The 22,225-nt window shown below is 62.5% G+C and carries 15 protein-coding genes, 1 tRNA gene, 2 pseudogenes and 2 riboswitches; of the genes and pseudogenes, 11 read left to right on the top strand and 7 right to left on the bottom strand.

Going from position 1 to position 22,225, the window contains the following annotated elements; genetic code table 11:
• Positions 1–5 precede the first annotated feature (5 nt).
• A complete protein-coding gene (locus FRZ40_RS11570; protein WP_147234179.1) occupies positions 6–239 on the bottom strand; it encodes a glycosyltransferase family 2 protein in 234 nt (77 codons plus the stop codon).
• 405 nt (positions 240–644) lie between these two features.
• Between FRZ40_RS11570 and FRZ40_RS44370 the strand changes: the two are divergent.
• Positions 645–1,251: pseudogene (locus FRZ40_RS44370) on the top strand (transposase); the annotation flags it as partial.
• A gap of 55 nt (positions 1,252–1,306) precedes the next feature.
• Here FRZ40_RS44370 and FRZ40_RS44030 read toward each other — a convergent pair.
• Complete coding sequence (locus FRZ40_RS44030; RefSeq protein WP_158646995.1) at positions 1,307–1,939, bottom strand: hypothetical protein; 633 nt, start codon at positions 1,937–1,939, stop codon at positions 1,307–1,309.
• A gap of 152 nt (positions 1,940–2,091) precedes the next feature.
• Between FRZ40_RS44030 and FRZ40_RS11560 the strand changes: the two genes are divergently transcribed.
• Positions 2,092–2,352, top strand: coding sequence for a helix-turn-helix domain-containing protein (locus tag FRZ40_RS11560; protein ID WP_147234178.1), 261 nt, complete (start codon positions 2,092–2,094; stop codon positions 2,350–2,352).
• A gap of 260 nt (positions 2,353–2,612) precedes the next feature.
• Here FRZ40_RS11560 and FRZ40_RS11555 read toward each other — a convergent pair.
• Positions 2,613–2,688 (bottom strand) — tRNA-Arg (locus FRZ40_RS11555).
• A gap of 354 nt (positions 2,689–3,042) precedes the next feature.
• On the opposite strand from FRZ40_RS11555, the gene FRZ40_RS11550 reads away from it, so the two are divergent.
• The gene (locus FRZ40_RS11550) at positions 3,043–4,002 is read left to right on the top strand and encodes a c-type cytochrome (RefSeq protein WP_028364021.1); all 960 of its coding nucleotides are present in this window, start codon (positions 3,043–3,045) and stop codon (positions 4,000–4,002) included.
• Positions 4,003–4,083: 81 nt separating this feature from the next.
• Here the strand turns inward: FRZ40_RS11550 and FRZ40_RS11545 are convergent, their stop codons facing one another.
• On the bottom strand, positions 4,084–6,171 hold the full coding sequence (locus FRZ40_RS11545) for a UvrD-helicase domain-containing protein (protein WP_147234177.1): 2,088 nt from the start codon (positions 6,169–6,171) through the stop codon (positions 4,084–4,086).
• Between the two features lie 350 nt (positions 6,172–6,521).
• Here FRZ40_RS11545 and FRZ40_RS11540 point away from each other — a divergent pair, with 350 nt between their 5' ends.
• Both FRZ40_RS11540 and FRZ40_RS11535 read left to right on the top strand, forming a co-directional pair.
• Positions 6,522–7,571 carry an oxidoreductase gene (locus FRZ40_RS11540; protein ID WP_147234176.1) on the top strand — a complete coding sequence of 350 codons (1,050 nt, stop codon included), beginning with the start codon at positions 6,522–6,524 and terminating at the stop codon, positions 7,569–7,571.
• 216 nt (positions 7,572–7,787) lie between these two features.
• Entirely contained in the window at positions 7,788–8,147 is a 360-nt protein-coding gene (locus FRZ40_RS11535; protein ID WP_028364018.1) for a hypothetical protein, read from the top strand.
• On the opposite strand, the gene FRZ40_RS11530 is transcribed toward FRZ40_RS11535, so the two are convergent.
• Entirely contained in the window at positions 8,144–8,962 is an 819-nt protein-coding gene (locus tag FRZ40_RS11530) for a hypothetical protein (protein WP_147234175.1), read from the bottom strand. The two genes, FRZ40_RS11535 and FRZ40_RS11530, sit on opposite strands and share 4 nt — an antisense overlap.
• A gap of 222 nt (positions 8,963–9,184) precedes the next feature.
• Positions 9,185–9,294: riboswitch (glycine riboswitch) on the top strand.
• 51 nt (positions 9,295–9,345) lie between these two features.
• Positions 9,346–9,485: riboswitch (glycine riboswitch) on the top strand.
• Positions 9,486–9,568: 83 nt separating this feature from the next.
• Between FRZ40_RS11530 and gcvT the strand changes: the two genes are divergently transcribed.
• From gcvT to FRZ40_RS11500, 6 genes and pseudogenes are all read left to right on the top strand, one after another.
• Positions 9,569–10,687 carry a glycine cleavage system aminomethyltransferase GcvT gene (gene gcvT / locus FRZ40_RS11525; RefSeq protein WP_028364016.1) on the top strand — a complete coding sequence of 373 codons (1,119 nt, stop codon included), beginning with the start codon at positions 9,569–9,571 and terminating at the stop codon, positions 10,685–10,687.
• A 113-nt stretch (positions 10,688–10,800) separates the two neighbouring features.
• Positions 10,801–11,181, top strand: coding sequence for a glycine cleavage system protein GcvH (gene gcvH / locus FRZ40_RS11520; RefSeq protein ID WP_028364015.1), 381 nt, complete (start codon positions 10,801–10,803; stop codon positions 11,179–11,181).
• Between the two features lie 63 nt (positions 11,182–11,244).
• Entirely contained in the window at positions 11,245–14,175 is a 2,931-nt protein-coding gene (gene gcvP / locus FRZ40_RS11515; protein ID WP_028364014.1) for an aminomethyl-transferring glycine dehydrogenase, read from the top strand.
• Between the two features lie 135 nt (positions 14,176–14,310).
• The gene (locus tag FRZ40_RS11510; RefSeq protein WP_147234174.1) at positions 14,311–15,447 is read left to right on the top strand and encodes an alginate lyase family protein; all 1,137 of its coding nucleotides are present in this window, start codon (positions 14,311–14,313) and stop codon (positions 15,445–15,447) included.
• A 121-nt stretch (positions 15,448–15,568) separates the two neighbouring features.
• Positions 15,569–16,956: pseudogene (locus tag FRZ40_RS11505) on the top strand (L-serine ammonia-lyase).
• A 74-nt stretch (positions 16,957–17,030) separates the two neighbouring features.
• Positions 17,031–18,731 (top strand): thiamine pyrophosphate-binding protein, encoded by a 1,701-nt coding sequence (locus FRZ40_RS11500; protein ID WP_028364011.1) that lies wholly within the window; start codon positions 17,031–17,033, stop codon positions 18,729–18,731.
• A gap of 210 nt (positions 18,732–18,941) precedes the next feature.
• On the opposite strand, the gene FRZ40_RS11495 is transcribed toward FRZ40_RS11500, so the two are convergent.
• Positions 18,942–20,138, bottom strand: a complete 1,197-nt coding sequence (locus FRZ40_RS11495; RefSeq protein ID WP_147233635.1) for an IS4 family transposase — start codon at positions 20,136–20,138, stop codon at positions 18,942–18,944.
• A gap of 901 nt (positions 20,139–21,039) precedes the next feature.
• Entirely contained in the window at positions 21,040–22,188 is a 1,149-nt protein-coding gene (locus FRZ40_RS11490) for a branched-chain amino acid ABC transporter substrate-binding protein (protein WP_028364010.1), read from the bottom strand.
• Between the last annotated feature and the right edge of the window lie 37 nt (positions 22,189–22,225).

Raw genomic sequence — 22,225 nt, 5'->3', positions numbered from 1 at the left:
TTTGTTCAGGCCTTGTTGAGGAACGCCTGTGCGTTGCGTCGTGCGTCGAGCAGACGGTGGCGGAAGTAACGCACGCGCGAATCGCCTGCGGCAGCGGCAATCGGCGCCAGCAAGGCGTCGGGCGTGTCGTCGCCGACGAGAATTTCGATGTCCTCGAAAGTCTCGCGTTGCGCGCTGATCAGTGCGCGGCCAAGATAGTCGGCTCTGCGCGCCGGGATCAGGATGCTGACAGTTGCCATGAAAACGGAGTTGTCCTCGTTTGACCTACTGAGCGACTGGTCGGCACGATGAAAGAAACCTCTCCGACGCACCTGAGGCCGACCATTACGTGCCATGAAGCTTAAAGGCGGGGCAGGGCCGGCAATTATCCGAACAGCGCTTGCTTTTGGCGTCATTTTGAAAGATACGGACGAACGTCACGTCCGGGGGCAAAGCAGCCAAGACCAGCAATAGCGCCGAAATCCGCGTCTGTTTGGCCGATTGAAGGTCGCTGAGCAGCGCTAAGCTCACTTGCCGGCAACAGCAGGATCGGACACGCGTGCAGAATCGCCGCAACTTCAGTCCAGGCTTACTTCCTGTCAACACGCACTCACCTTTCCTCAGTTGGGGTGCGGACAAAATCCTAGACTACCTGGAGATAGTGCATGTACTCGTACGAAGATCGCGTTAAAGTGGTTCGGCTGTATCTGAAGTTGGGTAAGCGCATCAGGGCGAGAAGAATTCCCTGAAAGCCTGGCATCGTGAATACGAACAGTCTCATGATTCACGAACCGATTATGTTCGTTCCACGCAGAGGTATTCGGCCGAACAGAAACAGGCAACCGTCGATCATTATCTGAGCCATGATCGGTGCGCCGCTGCGACCCTCAGGGCTTTGGGTTATCCAAGTCGCGGGACGTTTGCGGTCTGGATCGAGGAGCTGTCCCCCCGTATTGGAAAACGCATTGTCGGCAGAGCGGCTGGCAGCGTTCCGAAACGCGGGAGGCCAGGCAGGCGGCAGTCATCGAACTGTGTACCAGAGAGGAGAGCGCACGCGTGATTGCCAAGAAAGCTGGCGTGAGCAGGCCGATGTTATATAACTGGAAGAACCAGCTACTCGGTCCGGAGGTCCCAGCATCCATGAAACGCCACAAGAAGCCAGCACCGGACCATGAGCGTGCGGAGCTGGAGCAGCAGGTTGAGTCGCTTCGACGGGACATCCGTGTTAGCGCCGATGCGAAACTGATTCTCACGAAAGAAAAGCAACTGATGAGCGCGACCGCACCCTCGTTTGCACTTCCGGTGCTTCGCATCGAAGCATCAACTGTCAGTCGAGGTATCGTGCGATCAGACTTGAGTCGAGCTTCCGGAAAAATTCCGCCCTGTAGCGTTCAATCAAGCGCTCATACGATGCGGATATTTGCGGTGTGCCACCCGCCTTTCCATCTGCCAGCGTGTACTTCTCGTCGACCGTCAACGTGCGCGCGACCTTGCCGCCCTTCTCCACTTCGAATTCGACCCGGACATGCATCACGTACGTCCGATCGCCACCAAGAGCAAATATTGCAACTATGGGTGCACGGTCGGCGACAGTTTCGAGGAAGTATGCGTCAGCCGTTACAAGGCGCACGATAAGGCGCTGGTCGCTGTGTGATGAATGCGTCGTGGCGTTGTTGACGTAGGCTGCCAGATCGCTAGCGACCGTATCAGCCGTGTGCGCTTTAATCGGGATAGCCTCTGTCTTGAACGCGCTGCGTTCAATGTCGTTCGGGGGCGGCGCGCTGTTCTCGAATGTGAAGCCCGATAGGCTGGGCTTCGGCTCAGATACGGCGATGGACCGAACTAGGTAGTCGGACTTCGAAAGGTCAATTGGAGGAAGTTCACCCATTCCACACGCGCTCAGCACCAAGCACAGTGGTAAGCAGGCCACGAGCACTCCGTTCATGATCTTGGTCGTCATATCTAATTTATTGTCGGTCGTTCGGGTGCTGCGTATGCATGCGCAGCCGTTGCGATACGGATTGTAACGTCTGTATTTAAAAATGACTAAAGTGCTCATTTTGAAGCGCAACGTGCGTGGACGCGGTATGACAGGAAGGCGATTCTCAAGGGATGAAGAAGCCTCCACCCCCATCCCTCAGACAAGTCTTTGCCGCTAACCTCAGAGGTCTTCGCCGTGTGAAAGATATGTCGCAAGAAGAGCTAGCGGGGCGCGCCGACCTGAGTCGAACCTACGTCAGCTCAGTGGAGCGAGGAGAAAGGAATGTTTCGATTGATAGCATTGAGAAGCTCGCGGGCGCGCTGGAGATACAGCCAATGACGTTGATGGACCCTGCGATACTTCAGCGAATGCGAGACGAGATAGGCGACTGAGACTCAAGCTCGGATGTTTCCGCTGGAGAAGCTGATTGCCAATTTGCAGCGGGTTGCAAAATCAACGTCACCGGTTGGGGAATCCCGTGCGTCTAGATGGTTTGGCAGATCAGCGGGCGACGACAACATGCGCGCGCGCCGCCGCCAGAATATCGAGCGGTGCGGCACGGAAAAGGGAGGTATGTGAAACCGCGTTTCCGTACGGAGCGGATTATCCCCGCTGCAATCCGCTCTAAGCACCTGATATCTATGATATTTTTTGGCGCGCCCGGCTGGGATCGAACCAGCAACCCCTGCCTTCGGAGGGCAGTACTCTATCCATTGAGCTACGGGCGCATGCGGCAAAGATTCGGCAAAAAGCGCTGCAAAATCACACGGTTGATGCGAAATGCGGCGCCAAAGCGAGACCGAGAGCATACCCGGTTTCGGGCTGTCCGTCCACCGCGCACCCCGCGATACAAGGCGCTGCACGCCCTCGGACGCTTCCGCAATCGGCTTAAACGCCCGATCCACCACGCAACATAAACGACCCAAAGTCTGAAAATGTTCGCGTAAACGCCTACTGAACACCTTCCGGGCCTGCTCGCCGACGCCGAAACCTTCCGTCTATAATCGCTCGTGGCTGATCAAGAACAAGGTTGTTGCCGTCGCGCTGTACCGCTCACAATACCCACGGGAGACGAGACAAGCATGAGCGAAGCACCACACGGAGCCCCGATCAAGACCCCCGGACAGCTGATTGCGGCAGTCATCGCCGGTTTTGCTGTCCCCATCATCATCATCGTTTTGCTGGCCTATTACGTCGACAACGCGACCCGCACGGGCGCGGGCACCGACGGTTTGTCCGACGCCGCCACCGACGCCCGCACCGCCCCGCTCGCCAAAGTCGAAATTCGCGACGCCAACGCGCCGCGCGTCTACAAGACGGGCGAGGAAGTCTACAAGGCGGTTTGCTCCGCGTGTCATGCGTCGGGCGCGGCAGGCGCGCCGAAATTCACCAATACGGGTGACTGGGCGCCGCGCATCGCGCAAGGTTTCGATACGCTGTGGCACAACGCGCTGACGGGCAAGGGCGCGATGCCCGCGCGCGGCGGCACGAGTCCGGACGACTACAGCGACTACGAAATCGGTCTCGCCGTCGCCTACATGGCGAACAACGCAGGCGCGAAATTCGAAGATCCGCCGAAGCCGGTGCCGGGTCAGCCGGCTGCGGGTCCGGCGGCAGCTTCAGGCGCGGCTGCGGCGTCGGGCGCCGAGGCAGCGTCGGGGGCTGCACCGGCTTCGGGTGCCTCGGGCGCTGCTGGCGCTTCCGATGCAGCAGGCGCACAAGCCGCCGCCGCAATGGCCGCCATGGCCAGCGTGCCGCAAAGCGCAGCGCCCGCGTCGGGCGCCACGCAGAGCGCGGATGCATCGCAGGCAGGCAAGGCGCTGTATCAGCAGGTCTGCCAGGCCTGTCACGCGGCAGGCGTGCTGAACGCGCCGAAGTTCGGCGACAAGGAAGCCTGGGCGGCGCGCCTGAAAGACCCGATCGACACGATCTACAACTACGCGCTGCACGGCAAGGGCGCGATGCCGCCGAAGGGCGGATCGAACGCACCGGACGCCGACGTGAAGGCCGCCGTCGATTACATGATCAGCGCGGCAAAATAAGCAGCGCGCATCGTCCGGCAGCGCCAAAAAAATCCCCGCTTTGAAGCGGGGATTTTTTATGCGTTACGCAACGTAAGCGCATCAAGCCTTCTGCAACAGCGCCTTCAGACTCGCGAGCCGATCCTTCGGCGACATCGGCGCTTCTTCAGTCGTCGGCGGCGGCGCTTCGTCGAGTCCCATTTCGGGGATAAAGCGCGACGGCTCGCACACCACGGTCTCGCGCGCCCGCTTGCGCTTCTTGCACCAGTTCAGATGCAGGCTGCGCTGCGCACGCGTGATCGCGACGTACATCAGCCGACGCTCTTCCTCGATGCGTTCGTCGTCGATCGGGCCATCGTCTTCAGAGCCGCCGCGATGCGGCATGATGCCTTCCTCGACGCCGACCAGGAACACGTGCGGGTATTCGAGTCCCTTCGACGCGTGCACCGTGGACAGCCGCACGGCATCGGGATCTTCATCCTTGCCTTCGAGCATCGACATCAGCGCGACGGTCTGAATCAATCCGAGCAGATTTTTGCCGGTATCGGCAAGACCGTCGGCGTTGTCGTAGCCCGTCTGTTCAGTGCCCGCTTCCGGCTCAGGCTTCGTGCCCTTGCGCTTGAGCCATTCGAGAAATTCAAGCACGTTCTGCCATTTCGCCTGAGCCTGGCGTTCGTCGAATGCGTCGTACAGGTAGGCTTCGTAGTGGATCGCCTCCATCATGTCATTCAGTACGGAGGTTGCCGCATCCTTGTCCGCACGATCCCGAAGCCGCTGCATGAAATCGCAGAATACGCGCAGCGGCTCGACCTGGCGCGCCGACAGCCGCGCCTCGATGCCGCCCATATACACCGCCTCGAACAGCGACACCTTCGCCTGTCCCGCGAACGCGCCCAGCGCTTCGAGCGTCGTATTGCCGACGCCGCGACGCGGCGTCGTGATCGCGCGGATGAACGCAGGATCGTCGTCCGCGTTCGCGATCAGGCGCAGATACGCGCAGATGTCCTTGATCTCGGCCTTGTCGAAAAACGACTGACCGCCCGACAGCACGTACGGAATCCGCTCGCGGCGCAGCACCTGTTCGAAGATGCGCGCCTGGAAATTGCCGCGATACAGGATCGCGTAATCGCGGAACTGCGCGCGCCGCTCGAACTTGTGCGCCGACAGCCGGAATACGACCGACTCCGCCTCGTGCTCTTCGTCGTTGCAGCCGGTGACGGTGATCGAGTCGCCCATGCCGTGCTCGGACCACAGCTTTTTCTCGAACAGTTTCGGGTTGTTCGCGATCACGTTGTTCGCAGCCGTGAGAATGCGCACCGTCGAGCGATAGTTCTGCTCGAGCTTGATCACGTGCAGCTTCGGAAAATCCTTGCTCAGCTGCGCGAGGTTTTCGAGCGTCGCGCCGCGCCAGCCGTAGATCGCCTGATCGTCGTCGCCCACAGCCGTGAATGCGGCGCGCGGGCCTGCCAGCAGCTTCACCAGTTCGTACTGGCACGCGTTGGTGTCCTGATACTCGTCGATCAGCAGATAGCGCAGCTTGTTCTGCCAGCGGTCTCGCACCTGCTCGTTCTGCTTGAAAAGCTCGGCGGGCAGGCGGATCAGATCGTCGAAATCGACGGCCTGGTAGGCGTGCAGCGTTGCGACATAGTTGCGGTAGACGATGGCCGCCTGATGCTCGTCTTCGTTCGACGCAATCCGCATCGCCTCGTCCGGCATGATCAGGCCGTTCTTCCAGAGCGAAATGATCGTCTGGATCTTGCGGATGAAGCCCTTATCCGTCGAGCCGACCTGTTCCTGGATCATGCCGAAGCAGTCGTCGGAATCCATGATCGAGAACTGCGGCTTCAGACCGACGTGCTCCGCTTCCTGACGCAGAATCTGCACGCCGAGCGAGTGGAACGTGCACACCGTCAGCTGGTTGACGGGCACCTTGCGGCCTTCCTTGCCGGGCGCCGTGAGCGTCTTGCCTTCGAGCAGCTTGCCGACGCGCTCGCGCATTTCGGCTGCGGCTTTGTTCGTGAAGGTGACGGCGGCGATATGGCGCGGCTCGAAGCCTTTGTTTTCGATCAGGTGCGCGATCTTCTGCGTGATCACGCGCGTCTTGCCGCTGCCCGCGCCCGCGAGCACGAGGCAGGGACCGTCGAGATAGCGCACCGCTTCGCTTTGGGCGGAATTCAGGCCTGCGGACATCGTGTGTGGATGAGTAATCGATTGAGGGCGCGATGCACGAGGAACGGCCCGAGAACATGCAGCGAAACGGCGCGGGCGGCGCAGCGCGGCGGGCGGCGGCGCGGCACTCGCCGAACTGTCCGCCCATGCGCGCCGGTGCGCCACGCAATTGATTCCATGCGCTTTTTGCCGTTCGCGTGAGAGCCGCGATGTTAACACGAATGCCCTCGCCGATGCCCCGGCTTATGCTGTCCGGCCAATGTAAATCCCGGCGCGCGCCAGCGGGTGCGCCACGGAGCGCAGCGCGGCCATGCCACAATTGCAGCGTTGCGCGCCGCCCCTGCGGCGCGCCGCTTTTGCAGGGAACACGCATGTCTTCATCGCTGAAAATTGGCTTGATGGGCTACGGCTTTGCCGGTGCCACCTTTCATGCGCCGGTGATCGCGCACTGCGGACGCGCCAGCGTCGCGGCGATCGCCACGGGACAGCCGGACAAGGCACGCGCCGATTATCCGGATGCGGAGATCGTCGCCGATATCGACGCGCTGCTCGCGCTGCCGGAGATCGAATGCGTCGTGATCGCGACACCCAACGACACGCACTTCGACCTCGCGCGCCGCACGCTCGAAGCGGGCAAGCACGTCGTCGTCGACAAGCCCGTCACGCTGTCGGCCGCCGATGCGCGCACGCTCGCCGATCTCGCGCAAAGCAAAAGCCTGTTGTTCGCGCCGTTCCACAACCGCCGCTGGGACGGCGATTTCATGACCGTGCGCGATCTGATTGCGAGCGGCGAGCTGGGCCGCCTCACGCATTTCGAATCGCATTTCGACCGCTTTCGGCCGGGCATCCGGCAGCGCTGGCGCGAAGAGGCGTCGCGCGGCGGCGGCCTGCTGTTCGACCTCGGGCCGCATCTGATCGATCAGGCGCTGACGCTGTTCGGCGCGCCCGAAACGGTCTATGCGACGGTGAAGGCGTATCGCGACAACGCGAGCGCGCCCGACTACGTGCATCTGCTGCTGGGTTACGCGACTCACGAAGTCGTGCTGCACGCGAGCGCGCTGACGGCGCTGGTCGCGCCGCGCTACACGATTCACGGCACACGCGGGAGCTACGTGAAATACGGTCTGGATACACAGGAAGACCAGCTGAAAGCGGGCTTGCGTCCGGGCGATGCCGGTTTCGGCGGCGGCAACGAGGCGGGCACGCTGCGCGTACTGGAAGGTGAACAGGAAGTGCAGCGCGAACTGCCGACACGCGACGGCGCGTATGTGGACTTCTATCGCGCGCTGGCGGCGTCGATTCACGACGGCGCACCGTTCCCGATCAGCACGCAGGACGCCGTCGATGTGATGGCGATCATCGAACTGGCGAATCGCAGCGAGAAGGAAGGCGTGCGTTTGCCGTTCAGGCGCGGCGCGTGACGAGCGGATAAGATTCCGTCTTCGTGTTGATCCCGGCTGGTTTTCGCTCCAGCTTTCAATGCACCTTCATCGGGTTCGGCGGGGCGCGAAACGTTGTCCACCGCCGATCCCATTCGCAACCGGCGGTCGCGGGCCGGGCCCGCGCGATGTCATCGCGGGCCGCCCGTCGTCCGTTGGTTGCCTGTCGGAACATTGCCCGTCAAAAGGAAAACATCTATGCAACGTATCGTTCGCGCGCTTGGCTGTTGTGCGCTGGTTTCGTCGCTGGCCGCGTGCGTGGTCTCACCGTCAAAGCAGATCGCCGAATCGCGTCCCGCGTCCAGTCCGCATGAAATGGCCGTGCAGCGCCTCGAACAGGTCGATGGCCGTATCGACAACATGGGACGCCACATCGACGCCCGCGTGAATCAGGGCCACTATCCGCCGCCCGAAGGTGCCGCGTTGCATCGCCGACTCGACACGATCCGCCAGGAATCGCGCGACATGGCCGCGCAGCACGGCGGCGGCCTGACGGGCGACGAACAGCGCGTGCTGAATCAGGAACTGGATACGGCGTCGGCGGCCATCAACCGCTAACGCGGCGCCGTCATCGACGCGACGACGCGCTCGCGCAACTGCGACCACACGGTCATGTACTCGGCGCGGCCGCTGCCGACAGCGGCGCGCTTCAGCGCGTCGAGCATCACGAGTTCCTGCGCGGCCTGCGCAGCGCCCGGATAGACGAGCGGCAACTGCAGCGGATTGAACGATGCGAACTGCCAGTGCTTTTCCGTCGCGAGGATCAGCGAAACCAGCCGCTCGATCAGGAATGTCTTGACGGGCGTATCGCCCTGCGCGTGACGCGCGGCTCCATTGAGCGCGAAGGCGAGCGGCGTGCCGTTCGCCTCGGCGATCGCGAAGATGGTCTCCGCGAGTCTAAGCCAATGCCGCCAGAAGCGCGGTTTCGCGACGAAGTAGTTGCAATACACGCTGTTCGACGAATCCATGATCAGCGTGCTCAGTTCGACATCCGGCTTGATCAGGCGCACCACTTCCTCGAACGGTCCCCACGCGTTCGGATGTCCCTGCGCGCCTTGTAGGAATACGTTCGTAAACAGCGCGCCTGCATCGAAAAACGGCGAGAACGACACGATATCCGTCGATTCCGGCACCGTGGCGAGGAACGCATGGACGTCGCTCGCTTCCAGATTGGTTTTGGCCGCGAACTTCGGCGACAGGAAGCCGTAGAACGCCGCGTCGTCCAGTGTGTTGTTGAGCAGGAAGTTGCGGATCGGCCAGTATTCGCGCCAGTCCGGCCGCTGACCGACGTTGTCGAGCGGAATGAAGCCTTTGTCCAGCGTGCTGCGGGTCTGGTCCGAATAGAAGATCTGATAGATATGCGCGTTGACCATCGGCTGGAATCGGGTTTTTGAGTGGATATGCGACGGCCGCATTTCGCCGTGTTGCAAGTATCGGCGGCATGCGCGCAATGCAATTGCCCAATCAGCTGATAAATCCGGCACCAGTTCGCTCGATCGACGCACGCTTTTTTTGACCGCAAAGCCGCGCGCGGCGCGCCCAACGGATGCCCGCCGCCCCGATTTGACAAGCCTCCGGGCCTCGCGTACATTCGCCGCACGCGTCGGGAGAGCGCGCCGTTTGCTGTCGTCCGTAGTGCACAGCACGCAGCGCCGCCGAAGGGGCACACCCGCAAACTCTCAGGCAAAAGGACCGAACGCGTCGAAAAACCCGCTCTTCTTCCGGTCATCATGACCTCGTTCGATCGAGCGCCCGTTTTTCGCACTCTGGAGAGCGGCAGTAGCGCACGTGCACGAATGCACGCGCAGGCTGCCCACCGAAGGGGCGCGCGCCTCGTCCGCCAGCACTCGCTGACGGCGGCGCAATCTCTCAGGTATCGAGGACAGAGGGGGCATGCAGTTATCGCTCGTTGGCCCGAAATGGGATCGCGAGGGGTTTCGCCGCATGGCCTTTCCTGTTTAGCGATGCCCGAGGCCCCGATGACCGAACTCAAACACACCCCGCTCCACGCCACGCACCGCGCGCTCAATGCCCGCATGGTCGATTTCGGCGGCTGGGACATGCCCGTCAACTACGGCTCGCAGATCGAAGAGCATCGCGCCGTGCGTACGGACGCCGGCATGTTCGACGTGTCCCACATGTGCGTCGTGGACTTTACGGGCGAGCGCGTGCGCGCTTTCTTCGAGCGCGCGCTGGCCAACAACGTCGGCAAGCTGCAGACGCCGGGCAAGGCGCTCTACTCCTGTCTTCTGAATCCGCAAGGCGGCGTGATCGACGATCTGATCGTCTATTACTTCGGCGAAGACCATTTCCGCGTCGTCGTGAATGCGGGCACGGCCGAGAAAGACGTCGCGTGGTTCAACAGGCTCAACGACGAAGAAGGCTTCGGCCTCACCATCCAGCCGCGCCGCGACTACGCGATCGTCGCCGTGCAAGGCCCGAACGCGCGTGAAAAAGTCTGGGCCACCGTGCCCCATGCACGCGCCGCCAGCGAAGCGCTCAAGCCCTTCAACGCGGCGCGCGTCGCCGATACGCCGTTCGGCGAGCTGACCGTCGCGCGCACCGGCTACACGGGCGAAGACGGCTTCGAAATCATCGTTCCCGCCGCTCACGTCGAAGCGCTATGGAACGCACTGCAGGCACAGGGCGTGCGCCCCGCCGGCCTCGGCGCACGCGACACGCTGCGTCTCGAAGCAGGCATGAACCTGTACGGCCAGGACATGGACGACGGCGTGTCGCCGCTCGACGCCGGTCTCGCCTGGACGGTCGACCTGTCCGCGCCGCGCGATTTCATCGGCCGCGCGAAGCTCGAAGCGGACGGTTCGCAGCAGTCGTTCGTCGGCCTGATCCTGCACAAGGACAACGGCAAGGCGGCAGGCGTGCTGCGCGCGCATCAGAAAGTCGCGACGCCGCAGGGCGACGGCGAAATCACGAGCGGCACGTTCTCGCCGACCATGCAGGAATCGATCGCCTTTGCGCGCGTGCCGAAGGGCGTGCAGCCGGGCGACGTGGTGCACGTCCAGATACGTGACAAGGCACTTCCCGCCAGCGTGGTTAAACTGCCATTCGTGCGCAACGGCAAAGTGCTCGTCGGCTGATCGGTCACACGATGAACGTCACGAGACAGACACCGGACAGACACCAGACGGACACGAAGCGTCGCGTGCGTCCCACCATTTAAATCAACCGAATTACCGCATAGGAGCATCCGATGAGCATCCCGGCCGATCTGAAATACACCGAATCGCACGAATGGGTCCGCACGGAAGCAGACGGCACGCTGACGGTCGGCATCACCGACCACGCGCAGGAAGCGCTCGGCGACATCGTCTTCTTCGAAGTGCAGCAACTGAACCAGACCGTGTCGGCAGGCGACACCGTCGCCGTCATCGAATCGGTGAAGGCCGCTTCGGATATTTACGCCCCTGTTTCGGGCGAGATCATCGAAGCCAACCAGAACGTCGCCGATACGCCCGACGCCGTCAACAGCGCGCCGTACGACAACTGGCTGTTCAAGATCAAGCCGGCTGCGGGCGCATCGCAGGAACGCCTGATGGACGCCGCCGCATACGGCAAATCGATCGGCGAATAAGTCACTTACTCACGATGGGCGCGGCGCCTTCGAAGTGGAGCGCCGCGCCGGCAGGAACACTCAATGAAGCTCGAACACCCGGATCGTCTGATGAACCGCACTCCCCTCTCGCTCGCCGCGCTCGAAGTGCACGACGCCTTCGCTGAACGGCATATCGGCCCGGATGGCGCCGATCAGCAGTCGATGCTCGAAGCCCTCGGTTTCGCATCGCGCGCCGCGTTGATGGACGCGGTGATTCCGAAGTCGATCCGCCGCCAGGACGCGCTGCCGCTCGGCCCCTTCGGCCAGCCGAAGAGCGAAGCCGAAGCGCTCGCCGCGCTGCGCGAACTCGCGGACAAGAACCAGGTGTTCCGCTCGTACATCGGTCAGGGCTACTACAACGCGCACACGCCGACGGTGATCCTGCGCAACGTGCTCGAAAATCCGGCGTGGTACACGGCGTACACGCCGTATCAGCCGGAAATCTCGCAAGGCCGTCTGGAAGCGCTGCTGAACTATCAGCAGATGATCGTCGACCTGACGGGCCTCGCGATCTCGAATGCTTCGCTGCTCGACGAAGCGACGGCCGCCGCCGAAGCGATGACGCTGCTGCAACGCGTCGGCAAGCCGAAGTCGAACATTTTCTATGTGGCAGACGACGTGCTGCCGCAAACCATCGAAGTCGTGAAGACGCGCGCGACGCCCGTCGGCATCGAAGTGAAAGTCGGCCCGGCCGCGCAAGCCGCGACGTCGAATGCGTTCGGTGTGCTGCTGCAATATCCGGGCGTGAACGGCGACGTGCGCGACTACCGCGCACTCGCTGATGCAATCCACGCAGCGGGCGGCCACGTGGTCGCGGCCGCCGATCTGCTGGCGCTGACCGTGCTCACGCCGCCGGGCGAATGGGGCGCAGACGTCGCAGTCGGCAACTCGCAGCGCTTCGGCGTGCCCGTCGGCTTCGGCGGCCCGCACGCTGCGTATCTCGCCGTGCGCGACGAGTTCAAGCGCCAGATGCCGGGACGTCTCGTCGGCGTGACCGTCGATGCGCAAGGCAATTCTGCGCTGCGTCTCGCGCTGCAAACGCGCGAGCAGCACATCCGCCGTGAAAAGGCGACGTCGAACGTGTGTACCGCGCAGGCGCTCCTCGCGATCATGGCCAGCATGTATGCCGTCTATCACGGCCCGCGCGGCCTCAAGACGATCGCGCAGCGCGTGAACCGCATCGCCGCGCTGCTCGCGGAAGGCGCGAAGCAACTGGGCTACACGCTCGTCAACGAATCGTTCTTCGACACGCTCACGTTCGAAACGGGCCCGCGTACGCAAGCGCTGCACGACGCCGCCACCGCACGACGCATCAACCTGCGCCGTGTGAGCGACACGCGCGTTGGCATTTCGCTCGACGAAACCACGACGCGTGCCGATCTCGCCGATCTGCTCGCCGCTTTCGCGCAGGCTGCGTTCGTCGACGCCGTGCCGCAAATCGACGAACTCGATGCGAAGCTCGGCCAGTCGAACACGTTCCCCGCGACGCTCGAACGCGAAAGCGCGTATCTGACGCATCACGTGTTCAACCGTCATCATTCGGAAACGGAAATGCTGCGCTATCTGCGCAGCCTGTCGGACAAGGATCTCGCGCTCGACCGCTCGATGATTCCCCTCGGCTCGTGCACGATGAAGCTGAACGCGACGTCGGAAATGCTGCCCGTCACGTGGCCCGAGTTCGGCCAGATTCACCCGTTCGCGCCCGCCGAACAAACCGTCGGCTACCGCGAAATGATCGATCAGCTCGAACAGATGCTGGTCGCCGCAACGGGCTACGCCGCTGTTTCGCTGCAACCGAACGCGGGCTCGCAAGGCGAGTACGCGGGTCTCTTGATCATTCACGCGTATCACGAGTCGCGCGGCGAAGGTCATCGCAATGTCTGCCTGATTCCCGCTTCGGCGCACGGGACGAACCCGGCGTCGGCGCAGATGGCGGGCATGCAGGTCGTCGTCGTCGCGTGCGATGCGCAAGGCAACATCGATCTCGAAGACCTGAAGAAGAAGGCCGAGCAGCACTCGGACAAGCTCGCGGCGATCATGATCACGTATCCGTCGACGCACGGCGTGTTCGAGCAGAACGTCCGCGAAGTCTGCGAGATCGTGCACGCGCACGGCGGCCAGGTGTACGTGGACGGCGCGAACATGAACGCGATGGTCGGTCTCGCGGCGCCCGGCCAGTTCGGCGGCGACGTCTCGCACCTGAACCTGCACAAGACGTTCTGCATTCCGCACGGCGGCGGCGGACCGGGCGTCGGCCCTGTCGCTGTCGGCGCGCATCTGGCGAAATTCCTGCCCAATCAAACCTCGACGGGTTACGAGCGCGACGCGAACGGCATCGGCGCCGTCTCCGGTGCGCCGTACGGCTCGGCGTCGATCCTGCCGATCTCGTGGATGTATATCGCGATGATGGGCGCGAAGAACCTGACGGCCGCGACGGAAACCGCGATCCTCAACGCGAACTACGTCGCGAACAAGCTCGCACCGCATTACCCGGTGCTGTACTCGGGCCCGGGCGGACTCGTCGCGCACGAGTGCATTCTCGATCTGCGTCCCATCAAGGAAACGAGCGGCATCTCCGTCGACGATGTCGCGAAACGCCTGATGGACTACGGCTTCCACGCGCCGACGATGAGTTTCCCGGTGCCGGGCACGCTGATGGTCGAGCCGACCGAATCCGAATCGAAGGAAGAGCTGGATCGTTTCATCGAAGCGATGATCGCGATCCGCAACGAGATTCGCGACGTCGAGGAAGGCCGCAGCGATCGCGAAGACAATCCGCTGAAGCACGCGCCGCACACGGCGGCCGTCGTCGTCGCGAACGAGTGGAAGCATGGCTATGCGCGTGAAACGGCGGCGTATCCGCTGCCGACGCTGGTCGCGAAGAAGTACTGGCCGCCCGTCGGCCGCGCGGACAACGTGTATGGCGACCGCAACCTGTTCTGCTCGTGCGTGCCCGTGGCCGATTACGAGTAAGGCCGAAGTGCTGAAGTAGTGCGAACCGCGCGCAGCTCGAGCGAGAGCCGCGCGCGGTTCTGCCCGCGGTCCTGTTGCTCGGCGCGTCAAACCGTTACCATCTCACACCGAATCAGCCCAACGAAGGAGTTTCGCATGGTGCGACAGGTGCGAATGATGCAACCCCCGACACACCGTACGCGTGCGCCGCAACACCCCTCTCCCGCTTTTCCGCTGGCCGCGCTGTTGATGGCGGCCGTCGCGTTCTGCGCGCAATCCGCCCATGCCGCGATGAATCTCTGCGCCGCGCCCGCGCTGCAAACCAGCGAACGCACCAACGCCGATCCCGGCGTCAGGGCATTGGTGAGCAACGTGCAGGCGCATCTGAGCGAGCCGGCGCATGCGGTGCGCCGGTTGCATACGGAAGGCACGCTGCCGCACGAAGGCATTTACGACGACAGCAAGGACGCGGAAAAAGATCTCGACCTGTTGCGCGACGCCGCGCTCGCATGGCGCGCGACCAGCGACGACCGTTATCTGAAGCTCGTCGACCGGCTGCTGTACGCGTGGGTCACGACTTACGAACCGTCGTTCAACCCCATCGACGAAACGCCGTTCGAAGGGTTGATCCTCGCGTACGACATGACGGCGAGCGCGCTGCCCGTGAAGACCCGCAACGCGACGATGGCGTTTCTGACGAAACTCGCGAACGGCTACATCGCGCAGATCGATGCGCAAAAGCGGCCGCTCACGGGCACATTCCGCAACAACTGGCAGAGTCATCGCGTGAAGCTGATCGCGATGGCGGCGTTCACGCTCGATAACCGCAAGATGATCGAAGCGGCGCAGCGTCTGTACGTCGAGCATGTCAACGACAACATCGCGCCCGACGGCACGACTGTCGATTTCAGCGAACGCGATGCGCTGCACTACGTGACGTACGATCTGCAGCCGCTCGTGACAGCCGCGCTCGCGGCGCGCCGCCACAACCGCAACTGGCTCAACGAGCGCGCGCCGGGCGGCGCGACGCTCGCCGCCGCATTGAACTGGCTGACGCCATATGCGACGGGCGCGAAAACGCACGAAGAATTCGTGCATTCGAGCGTGCCGTTCGATGCCAAACGCCGCGAAGCCGGTTTGCCTGGCTATAGTGGACAGTGGGATCCGAAGAACGCGGCCGAGTTGTATCACCTCGCCGCACGGCTCGACGGCCGCTACACGCCCGTTGCGCTGAAACTGGCACCGACGCCGCCCGCGTGGCTCGCCGTGTGTCTGCCTTTGCCGGCGCGTTGATCACGCGTCGGGCATCGAGCGCCGTGGCGCTCGGGTTGTTCCGCGCCTTACCCGGCGCACTCCGCTGCCGCGTTACCCACGCAGTGCAGCATCGACGAAATTCAAGTTTGCAGGAGCAGTGATGGCAGTCAGCGTATTCGATCTCTTCAAAATCGGCATTGGTCCGTCGAGCTCGCACACCGTCGGCCCCATGCGCGCAGCGCTGATGTTCGCTCAAGCGCTCGAGCGCGATGGGCTGCTCGAGAATACGGCATCGGTGAAAGTCGATCTGTACGGATCGCTCGGCGCGACGGGCAAAGGCCACGGCACCGATCGCGGCGTGATGCTCGGACTGCTGGGCGACGCACCCGACACCGTCGATCCCGAGACGATCGCAGCGCGCCTCGACCAGGTGCACACGTCGCGCACGCTGGCGCTGCTCGGCACGCACGTTATTCCGTTCGTGCAGAAAGAACACATTTCGTTTTATCGGCAGGCGCTGCCCGAGCATCCGAATGGCCTCAAGCTGCGTGCCTTCGATGCGAACGGCGAGGCGCTGCGCGAAGCGACGTATCTGTCGGTGGGCGGCGGGTTCGTCGTGACGGCGGGCGCACCGAATACGAAGGTGCTTGCCGCCGTCGAACAGTTGCCGCATCCGTTCCGCACGGGCGCCGAGCTGATGGAGATGTGCAAGAACACGGGCAAGAGCATCGCGCAGCTGATGTGGGACAACGAACGCGCCTGGCACACCGACGAAGAGACGCGCGCGGGCTGCTGAAGATCTGGGACGTGATGCAATCGTGTGTCACGCGTGGCTGCGGCATCAACAATCCGGATGCGGACGGCAATCTGCCCGGCCCGTTCCAGGTGAAGCGCCGCGCGCCGCAGCTGTATCGCGCGTTGACGGGCAATCCGGAGCGCGCGTTGCAGGATCCGCTGTCGATGGTCGACTGGATCAATCTGTATGCGATTGCCGTCAATGAAGAAAACGCGGCGGGCGGCCGCGTGGTCACGGCGCCGACCAACGGCGCAGCGGGCATCATTCCCGCCGTGCTGCATTACTACACGCGCTTCATGCCGCACGCGACCCAGCAAGGCGTGCTCGACTTCCTGATGACGGCCGCCGCGATCGGCATTCTGTACAAGCTGAATGCGTCGATCTCGGGCGCGGAAGTGGGCTGCCAGGGCGAAGTGGGCGTCGCTTGCTCGATGGCGGCGGGCGCGCTCGCGGCCGTGATGGGCGGCACGCCGCTGCAGGTCGAGAACGCCGCCGAAATCGGCATGGAGCACAACCTCGGCCTCACGTGCGATCCCGTCGGCGGCATGGTGCAGATTCCGTGCATCGAGCGCAACGCGATGGCTTCCGTGAAGGCGGTGAACGCGGCGCGCATGGCGCTGCGCGGCGACGGCAGTCATTACGTATCGCTCGATTCCGTCATCAAGACGATGCGCGAAACGGGCGCCGACATGAAAACCAAGTACAAGGAAACGTCGCGCGGCGGCCTGGCGGTGAACATCATCGAATGTTGACGCTTTTGCGAATGACATCTGCAAGGCTCCCGGCGTAAGCTGTCGGAGCTCTTCTGACTGGAGGTGTCTTCGCAATGTCGCTGTCTTCCGATGCTTCAAATATGACCACGGGCGCGCGGCTCATGGTCGACGCGCTGCTGACGCATGGCGTCGAGCGCGTGTTTTGCGTACCTGGCGAAAGTTTTCTGGCGATCCTCGATTCCTTGCATGACGAGACGACGCAGATTCAGACAGTCGTGTGCCGCCACGAAGCGGCTGCGGCGAACATGGCGGAAGCCGTCGGCAAGCTGACGGGCCGGCCGGGCGTCGCGATCGTCACGCGCGGACCGGGCGCGACGCACGCATCCATCGGCGTGCACACGGCGTTTCAGGACTCGACGCCAATGATCCTGCTGATCGGCCAATGCGCGCGTGAGCATCTGGACCGCGAGGCGTTCCAGGAAATCGACTATCGGCGCATGTTCGGGCAGATGGCGAAGTGGGTCGCGCAGATCGACGATCCGCGCCGCATTCCCGAGTACATGAGCCACGCGTTTCATGTCGCGACGTCGGGCCGTCCGGGTCCCGTCGTGCTGTCGCTGCCCGAAGACGTGTTGAGCGATGCATGCGCCGCGATGCCGGGCGCGCCTGCTTATCAGCGCGTGGCGGCTTCGCCGGCGCAGCGGCAGATCGAGCGGCTGCGCGGTCTGCTCGAAGGCGCGAAGAAACCGATGGTGATCGCAGGCGGCAGCGGCTGGACGCCGGAAGCTTGCGAAGACCTGCGCAAGTTCATCGAGAACTGGCAATTACCGATTGGCCTCGCGTTCCGCTTCCAGGACACGCTCGACAACGAGCATCCGAACTATGCGGGCGACGTGGGTCTCGGCATCAACCCGGCGCTCGCAAAACGCATTCAGGATGCCGACGTGCTGCTCGCACTCGGTCCGCGGCTCGGTGAAGCGACGACGGGCGGCTACACGTTGCTCGACATTCCCAAGACGAAACAGACGCTGATCCACGTGCATCAAGGCGCGGACGAACTCGGCCGCGTCTATGCCGCCGATTTGCCCATCGTCTCGGGCATGCCGGAAATCGCGTCGATGCTCGCGGCTTTGAAGCCTTCGGGGCAACCTGCCTGGTCGGGCAGCGCGAAGGAAGCACACGACGCGTACCTCGAATGGCGCAAGCCGCGCAAGATTCCAGGTGACGTGCAACTCGGCGAGATCATGCTGCAACTGCGCGAGCATCTGCCGAAGGATGCGATTCTCACGAATGGCGCGGGCAATTACGCAACGTGGCTGCATCGACACTTTGCGTATCGGCATTTCCGTTCGCAGCTTGCACCGACGAGCGGTGCGATGGGTTATGGCGTGCCTGCCGCGATCGCGGCGAAGTCGCTGTATCCGGATCGAACCGTGGTTGCGTTTGCGGGCGATGGTTGCTTCATGATGGCGTCGTCGGAGATCGCGACGGCGATGCAGTATGACTTGCCGGTGATTTTTGTCGTGGTGAACAACAGTCACTACGGCACGATTCGCATGCATCAGGAGCGGCATTATCCGAACCGTGTGCATGGGACGGGGCTGACGAATCCTGATTTCGCAGCATTTGCGAAGTCGTTCGGCGCGTATGGGGAAACCGTCGAGCGGACGGAGGACTTTATGCCTGCTTTCAGGCGTGCTCAGGAGTCGAAGCTCCCCGCTGTGATTGAAGTTCGCATGATTCAGGAAGCGAGCACGCCGGGGGCTACACTCGAACAGGTTCGGGAGCAGGGGAAGAAGTTACGGAGTGAGTAGGTTTTTTGCCTGCGGCGCGAGATTTGGGTTTTTGGTTTTCTGGTTTCGCGCCGCCAGGGTTTATGTTGTATTGAGCCTCGTGGAGTTTTTTCTCTGCGAGGCTTTTTTTGTTGCGCGCGTGCTTTTTTGCGCTGGCATCCGCGAATTCGTATCGGTGCTTCAGGCGTTGCCCCTGTGCGGGGCAATGCTCTCAACTTAAGCCCCATTCCATCAGGCGAACTTGTACGTGAGATGGCAATGGGGCTTGGTTTTTCCGGGTGGTCGAGGATATGAACGCGCGGGCTGTATGCGACATCGGTTCTGATGGATGAGCGCAAGCAGCGTGGCGAGGCCTTCCAGACAGTGGCGCACGCGTAGAAGACACGCACCGAGAATGGGCTTGAGCACGCCGCGTGCGTACACCCGGTTAGGGCGGCTGGCACAGACATTATCGTGTGAGACATCCAGATCACTGAGCAAGGTGCACAGGTTGTCGGCGAGGATTTTTGCGCCCAGATCCTGCTGCAATGCCAGGTAATCCAGCCCCGTCACGGCCTCCAGTCGCAGTCGGTGCTTGAGGCGCTTGAACGCTTCCTCGACCCGCCAGCGCTGATGATAGAGCGCGCCGAAAGACGCCGCCGGATAACGCTGGCCATCGAGCAGTGAGGTCATCAGCACACGCACGCGACCGCTGGGCGTGACGTCCCGTATCAGGCGCACGGTGCTCGGTGTACGGGCCAGTTCATAGTCGCGGGCATCCTGCTCGCAAGGCGCTTGTAGCGTCACGATGCGCTCGGCTTCGCCGCTGCGGGTGAAGTCGGTGACGCACTTCCAGTTATGTGTATCGACGCGCATGCAGAACGCAATCTCGCGCTGCGTCAGCGTGGCCACCATCGCGTTACCGATAAAGCCACGATCAAGTAGCAGCAGATCGGTACACGGCTGGAGCACATCCAGCGCTTCAAACAACATCTGGCGCTCGGCGCCGTCGGCGGAGTGAAGCGCGGCGTGCAACGTCAGTTCGGGGCCCGGCAGGAACAGCGCAAACACGTAGTGATCGGCGCGTAGTTCATGGCCCCGGCGGGTGCTCACGCGCAGACGGCTGCCGTCAGCGGCGACCAGCCTCAGGCCGTTCCAGCGCATCGATTCGATATGGGGTTGAGCCAGAGAAATCAGGTGAGCGCGGGCCAGATCGAACAGATCAGCCGACAACCCTCGACGCGCCTTGCTAAACGCCTGTGCGCTGACCGCGCGGGTCTGGCCGCCGCGCTTATCCAGCGCGCCAAACAGCGCATCGAGTTCGGCCTGCACGCTTGCGCACATGCCCGACATCATCAGCGCAGCCATGCGCGGCAAGGTCAGTGTGCGATTACGGGTAAAGGCGGTAGGAGAACGACGCACGCGATCGGCGAGCGCCGGATCGAACAGGAATTCGGAGAACTCAGCCAGAAGCCTCGAGGAAGCTGGTATTTGAGTTCATATCGTTGATTTATCAGGGAGTTATGCAATCAAGTTTACAGGGGCAATGCCTCGTTTACAAGCGCTTTGACGCTTAAGTTGAGAGCATTGCTGTGCGGGGCGGCACCTACTTTTCTTTGCAGCGGCAAAGAAAAGTAGGCAAAAGAAAGCCGCTCACACCGCCAATCCTTGTGTTTGCCTGCGGGCCCCAACGGGTCCCGCACTCCACACGGCAACTCACTTTTCTACGCGTGTTGCCAGCGCCTCTAACAGGCGCATCACCCTCTCCAGTCACCCGTAGCGCAGCCAGCGGCAGCGATCCGTCTGCACCGCCCAGGTGGCAAACTGTGTGTAGCGTGTCGCACCTGACGCGTTCGAGCTTCTACGACACCGATCCCGCTTTTCAGTCCGGAGTGGTGCACTTGCGGCGCGACGGCCTACACACAGTTTGCCACCTGGCCGTGGACTTCCTGGTAACGAGGTCCGTGACGTGGGAGTGTGAAGTGGGGGATGCGAATCCAGGAGCGCTGGCAACGGGCATTGAGTAGCTCGATGCCGCGTGGAGTGCGGGACCCGTAGGGGGCCCGCAGGCAAACACAAGAATTAGCGGTGTGAGCGGCTTTCTTTTGCCTACTTTTCTTTGCCGCTGCAAAGAAAAGTAGGTGCCGCCCCGCACAGGGGCAACGCTAATAAACCGATACGAAACCGCGGATGCCAGCGCAAAAAACACGCAAACCACAAAAAAGCCTCGCAGAGGAAAAACTCCACGAGGCCCAATACAACCCAAAAACCCAGCAGCGCGCGCAAACCAAAAAAACCAAAAAACTGAAAAACCGAAAACCCAAATCACGCGCCGCGAGGAAAAAAAACCTTACTTCCCACCCACGCTCTGCAACGTCGTCCACTTGCCGTCGACAACCTTATACAGCGTGATGCCACCGTTCTTCAGATCGCCCCTGTTGTCATAGGCAAGATCCTTCGTGGTGACAGCAGGCATGCTGGTCTTGGCAAGCAGCGGGAGGTACTTCGCCGGATCCGTCGAGTTCGCCTTCTTCATCGCGTCGAACATCGCCATCGCGCCGTCGTACGCATACGGCGAGTACGTCTGCACGTCTTCACCAAAGCGCTTCTTGTACTTCGCGACGTAGTCCTTGCCGCCCGGCATTTCTTCCAGCGGCAGACCAGCCAGCGAAGCCACCGTGCCATTAGCCGCATCGCCCGCAACTTGCAGGAACGTCGGCGTGTGCACCATTTCGCCGCCCATCAGCGGTGCCTTGATGCCCAGCGTCTTCATCTGCTTGACCATCGGTGCAGCCTGCGAATCGGCGCCGCCGTAGTAGATCAGATCCGGTTGGACCGACTTCAGCTTCGTCAGGATCGACTTGAAGTCGACAGCCTTGTCGTTCGTGAATTCACGATCGACAATCGTGCCGCCCGCAGCCTTCGCTGCCTTCTCGAACTGGTCGGCGAGACCCTGGCCGTATGCCGTGCGGTCGTCGACGATCGCGATCTTCTTCATGCCCAGGCTCTTCACAGCAAACGTGCCCGCCACGGAGCCTTGCTGCGTGTCCGAGGTCATCATGCGGAACGTCGTCTTGAAGCCTTGCTGCGTGTATTCCGGTGCCGTCGCCATCGCGATCTGCGGAATGCCCGCGTTCGCGTAGATGCGCGATGCCGGGATCGTCGTGCCCGAGTTGAAGTGACCGAGCATGCCCTTGATGTTGTCATCGACCAGCTTCTGCGCAACGGTCGTACCCGTGCGCGGGTCAGCCTGGTCGTCGGCCACGTCCAGCACGAAGCGAACCTGCTTGCCGCCGATCATCGGCTTCGTCGCGTTCATGTCTTCGACTGCGAGCGTGATGCCGTTCTGGAAGTCCTTGCCGTAGTGCGCCTGTGCACCCGTCATCGGGCCTGCGAAGCCGATCTTCACGTCCTCGACCTGCTGTGCATGCGCAGTCCCCGCCAGCGACATGGCAGCGAACAGCGTCGCGCCTGCCAGCTTTTTCATCGTGTGTTGCATATCTTCTCCTTGGTACCAGGTGTGGACGGCGCGGTGA

Origin of the sequence: Paraburkholderia azotifigens (genome assembly GCF_007995085.1) — a bacterium.
GTDB classification, from domain to species: Bacteria; Pseudomonadota; Gammaproteobacteria; order Burkholderiales; family Burkholderiaceae; genus Paraburkholderia; species Paraburkholderia azotifigens.
This window is presented reverse-complemented; position numbering and strand designations above follow the sequence as displayed.

What these genes read in the sequence shown, in the direction of transcription:
- FRZ40_RS11570 (WP_147234179.1), bottom strand. Translation starts at nt 239, where the DNA reads ATGGCAACTGTCAGCATCCTGATCCCGGCGCGCAGAGCCGACTATCTT.
- FRZ40_RS44030 (WP_158646995.1), bottom strand. Translation starts at nt 1,939, where the DNA reads ATGACGACCAAGATCATGAACGGAGTGCTCGTGGCCTGCTTACCACTG.
- FRZ40_RS11560 (WP_147234178.1), top strand. Translation starts at nt 2,092, where the DNA reads ATGAAGAAGCCTCCACCCCCATCCCTCAGACAAGTCTTTGCCGCTAAC.
- FRZ40_RS11550 (WP_028364021.1), top strand. Translation starts at nt 3,043, where the DNA reads ATGAGCGAAGCACCACACGGAGCCCCGATCAAGACCCCCGGACAGCTG.
- FRZ40_RS11545 (WP_147234177.1), bottom strand. Translation starts at nt 6,171, where the DNA reads ATGTCCGCAGGCCTGAATTCCGCCCAAAGCGAAGCGGTGCGCTATCTC.
- FRZ40_RS11540 (WP_147234176.1), top strand. Translation starts at nt 6,522, where the DNA reads ATGTCTTCATCGCTGAAAATTGGCTTGATGGGCTACGGCTTTGCCGGT.
- FRZ40_RS11535 (WP_028364018.1), top strand. Translation starts at nt 7,788, where the DNA reads ATGCAACGTATCGTTCGCGCGCTTGGCTGTTGTGCGCTGGTTTCGTCG.
- FRZ40_RS11530 (WP_147234175.1), bottom strand. Translation starts at nt 8,962, where the DNA reads ATGGTCAACGCGCATATCTATCAGATCTTCTATTCGGACCAGACCCGC.
- gcvT (WP_028364016.1), top strand. Translation starts at nt 9,569, where the DNA reads ATGACCGAACTCAAACACACCCCGCTCCACGCCACGCACCGCGCGCTC.
- gcvH (WP_028364015.1), top strand. Translation starts at nt 10,801, where the DNA reads ATGAGCATCCCGGCCGATCTGAAATACACCGAATCGCACGAATGGGTC.
- gcvP (WP_028364014.1), top strand. Translation starts at nt 11,245, where the DNA reads ATGAAGCTCGAACACCCGGATCGTCTGATGAACCGCACTCCCCTCTCG.
- FRZ40_RS11510 (WP_147234174.1), top strand. Translation starts at nt 14,311, where the DNA reads ATGGTGCGACAGGTGCGAATGATGCAACCCCCGACACACCGTACGCGT.
- FRZ40_RS11500 (WP_028364011.1), top strand. Translation starts at nt 17,031, where the DNA reads ATGTCGCTGTCTTCCGATGCTTCAAATATGACCACGGGCGCGCGGCTC.
- FRZ40_RS11490 (WP_028364010.1), bottom strand. Translation starts at nt 22,188, where the DNA reads ATGCAACACACGATGAAAAAGCTGGCAGGCGCGACGCTGTTCGCTGCC.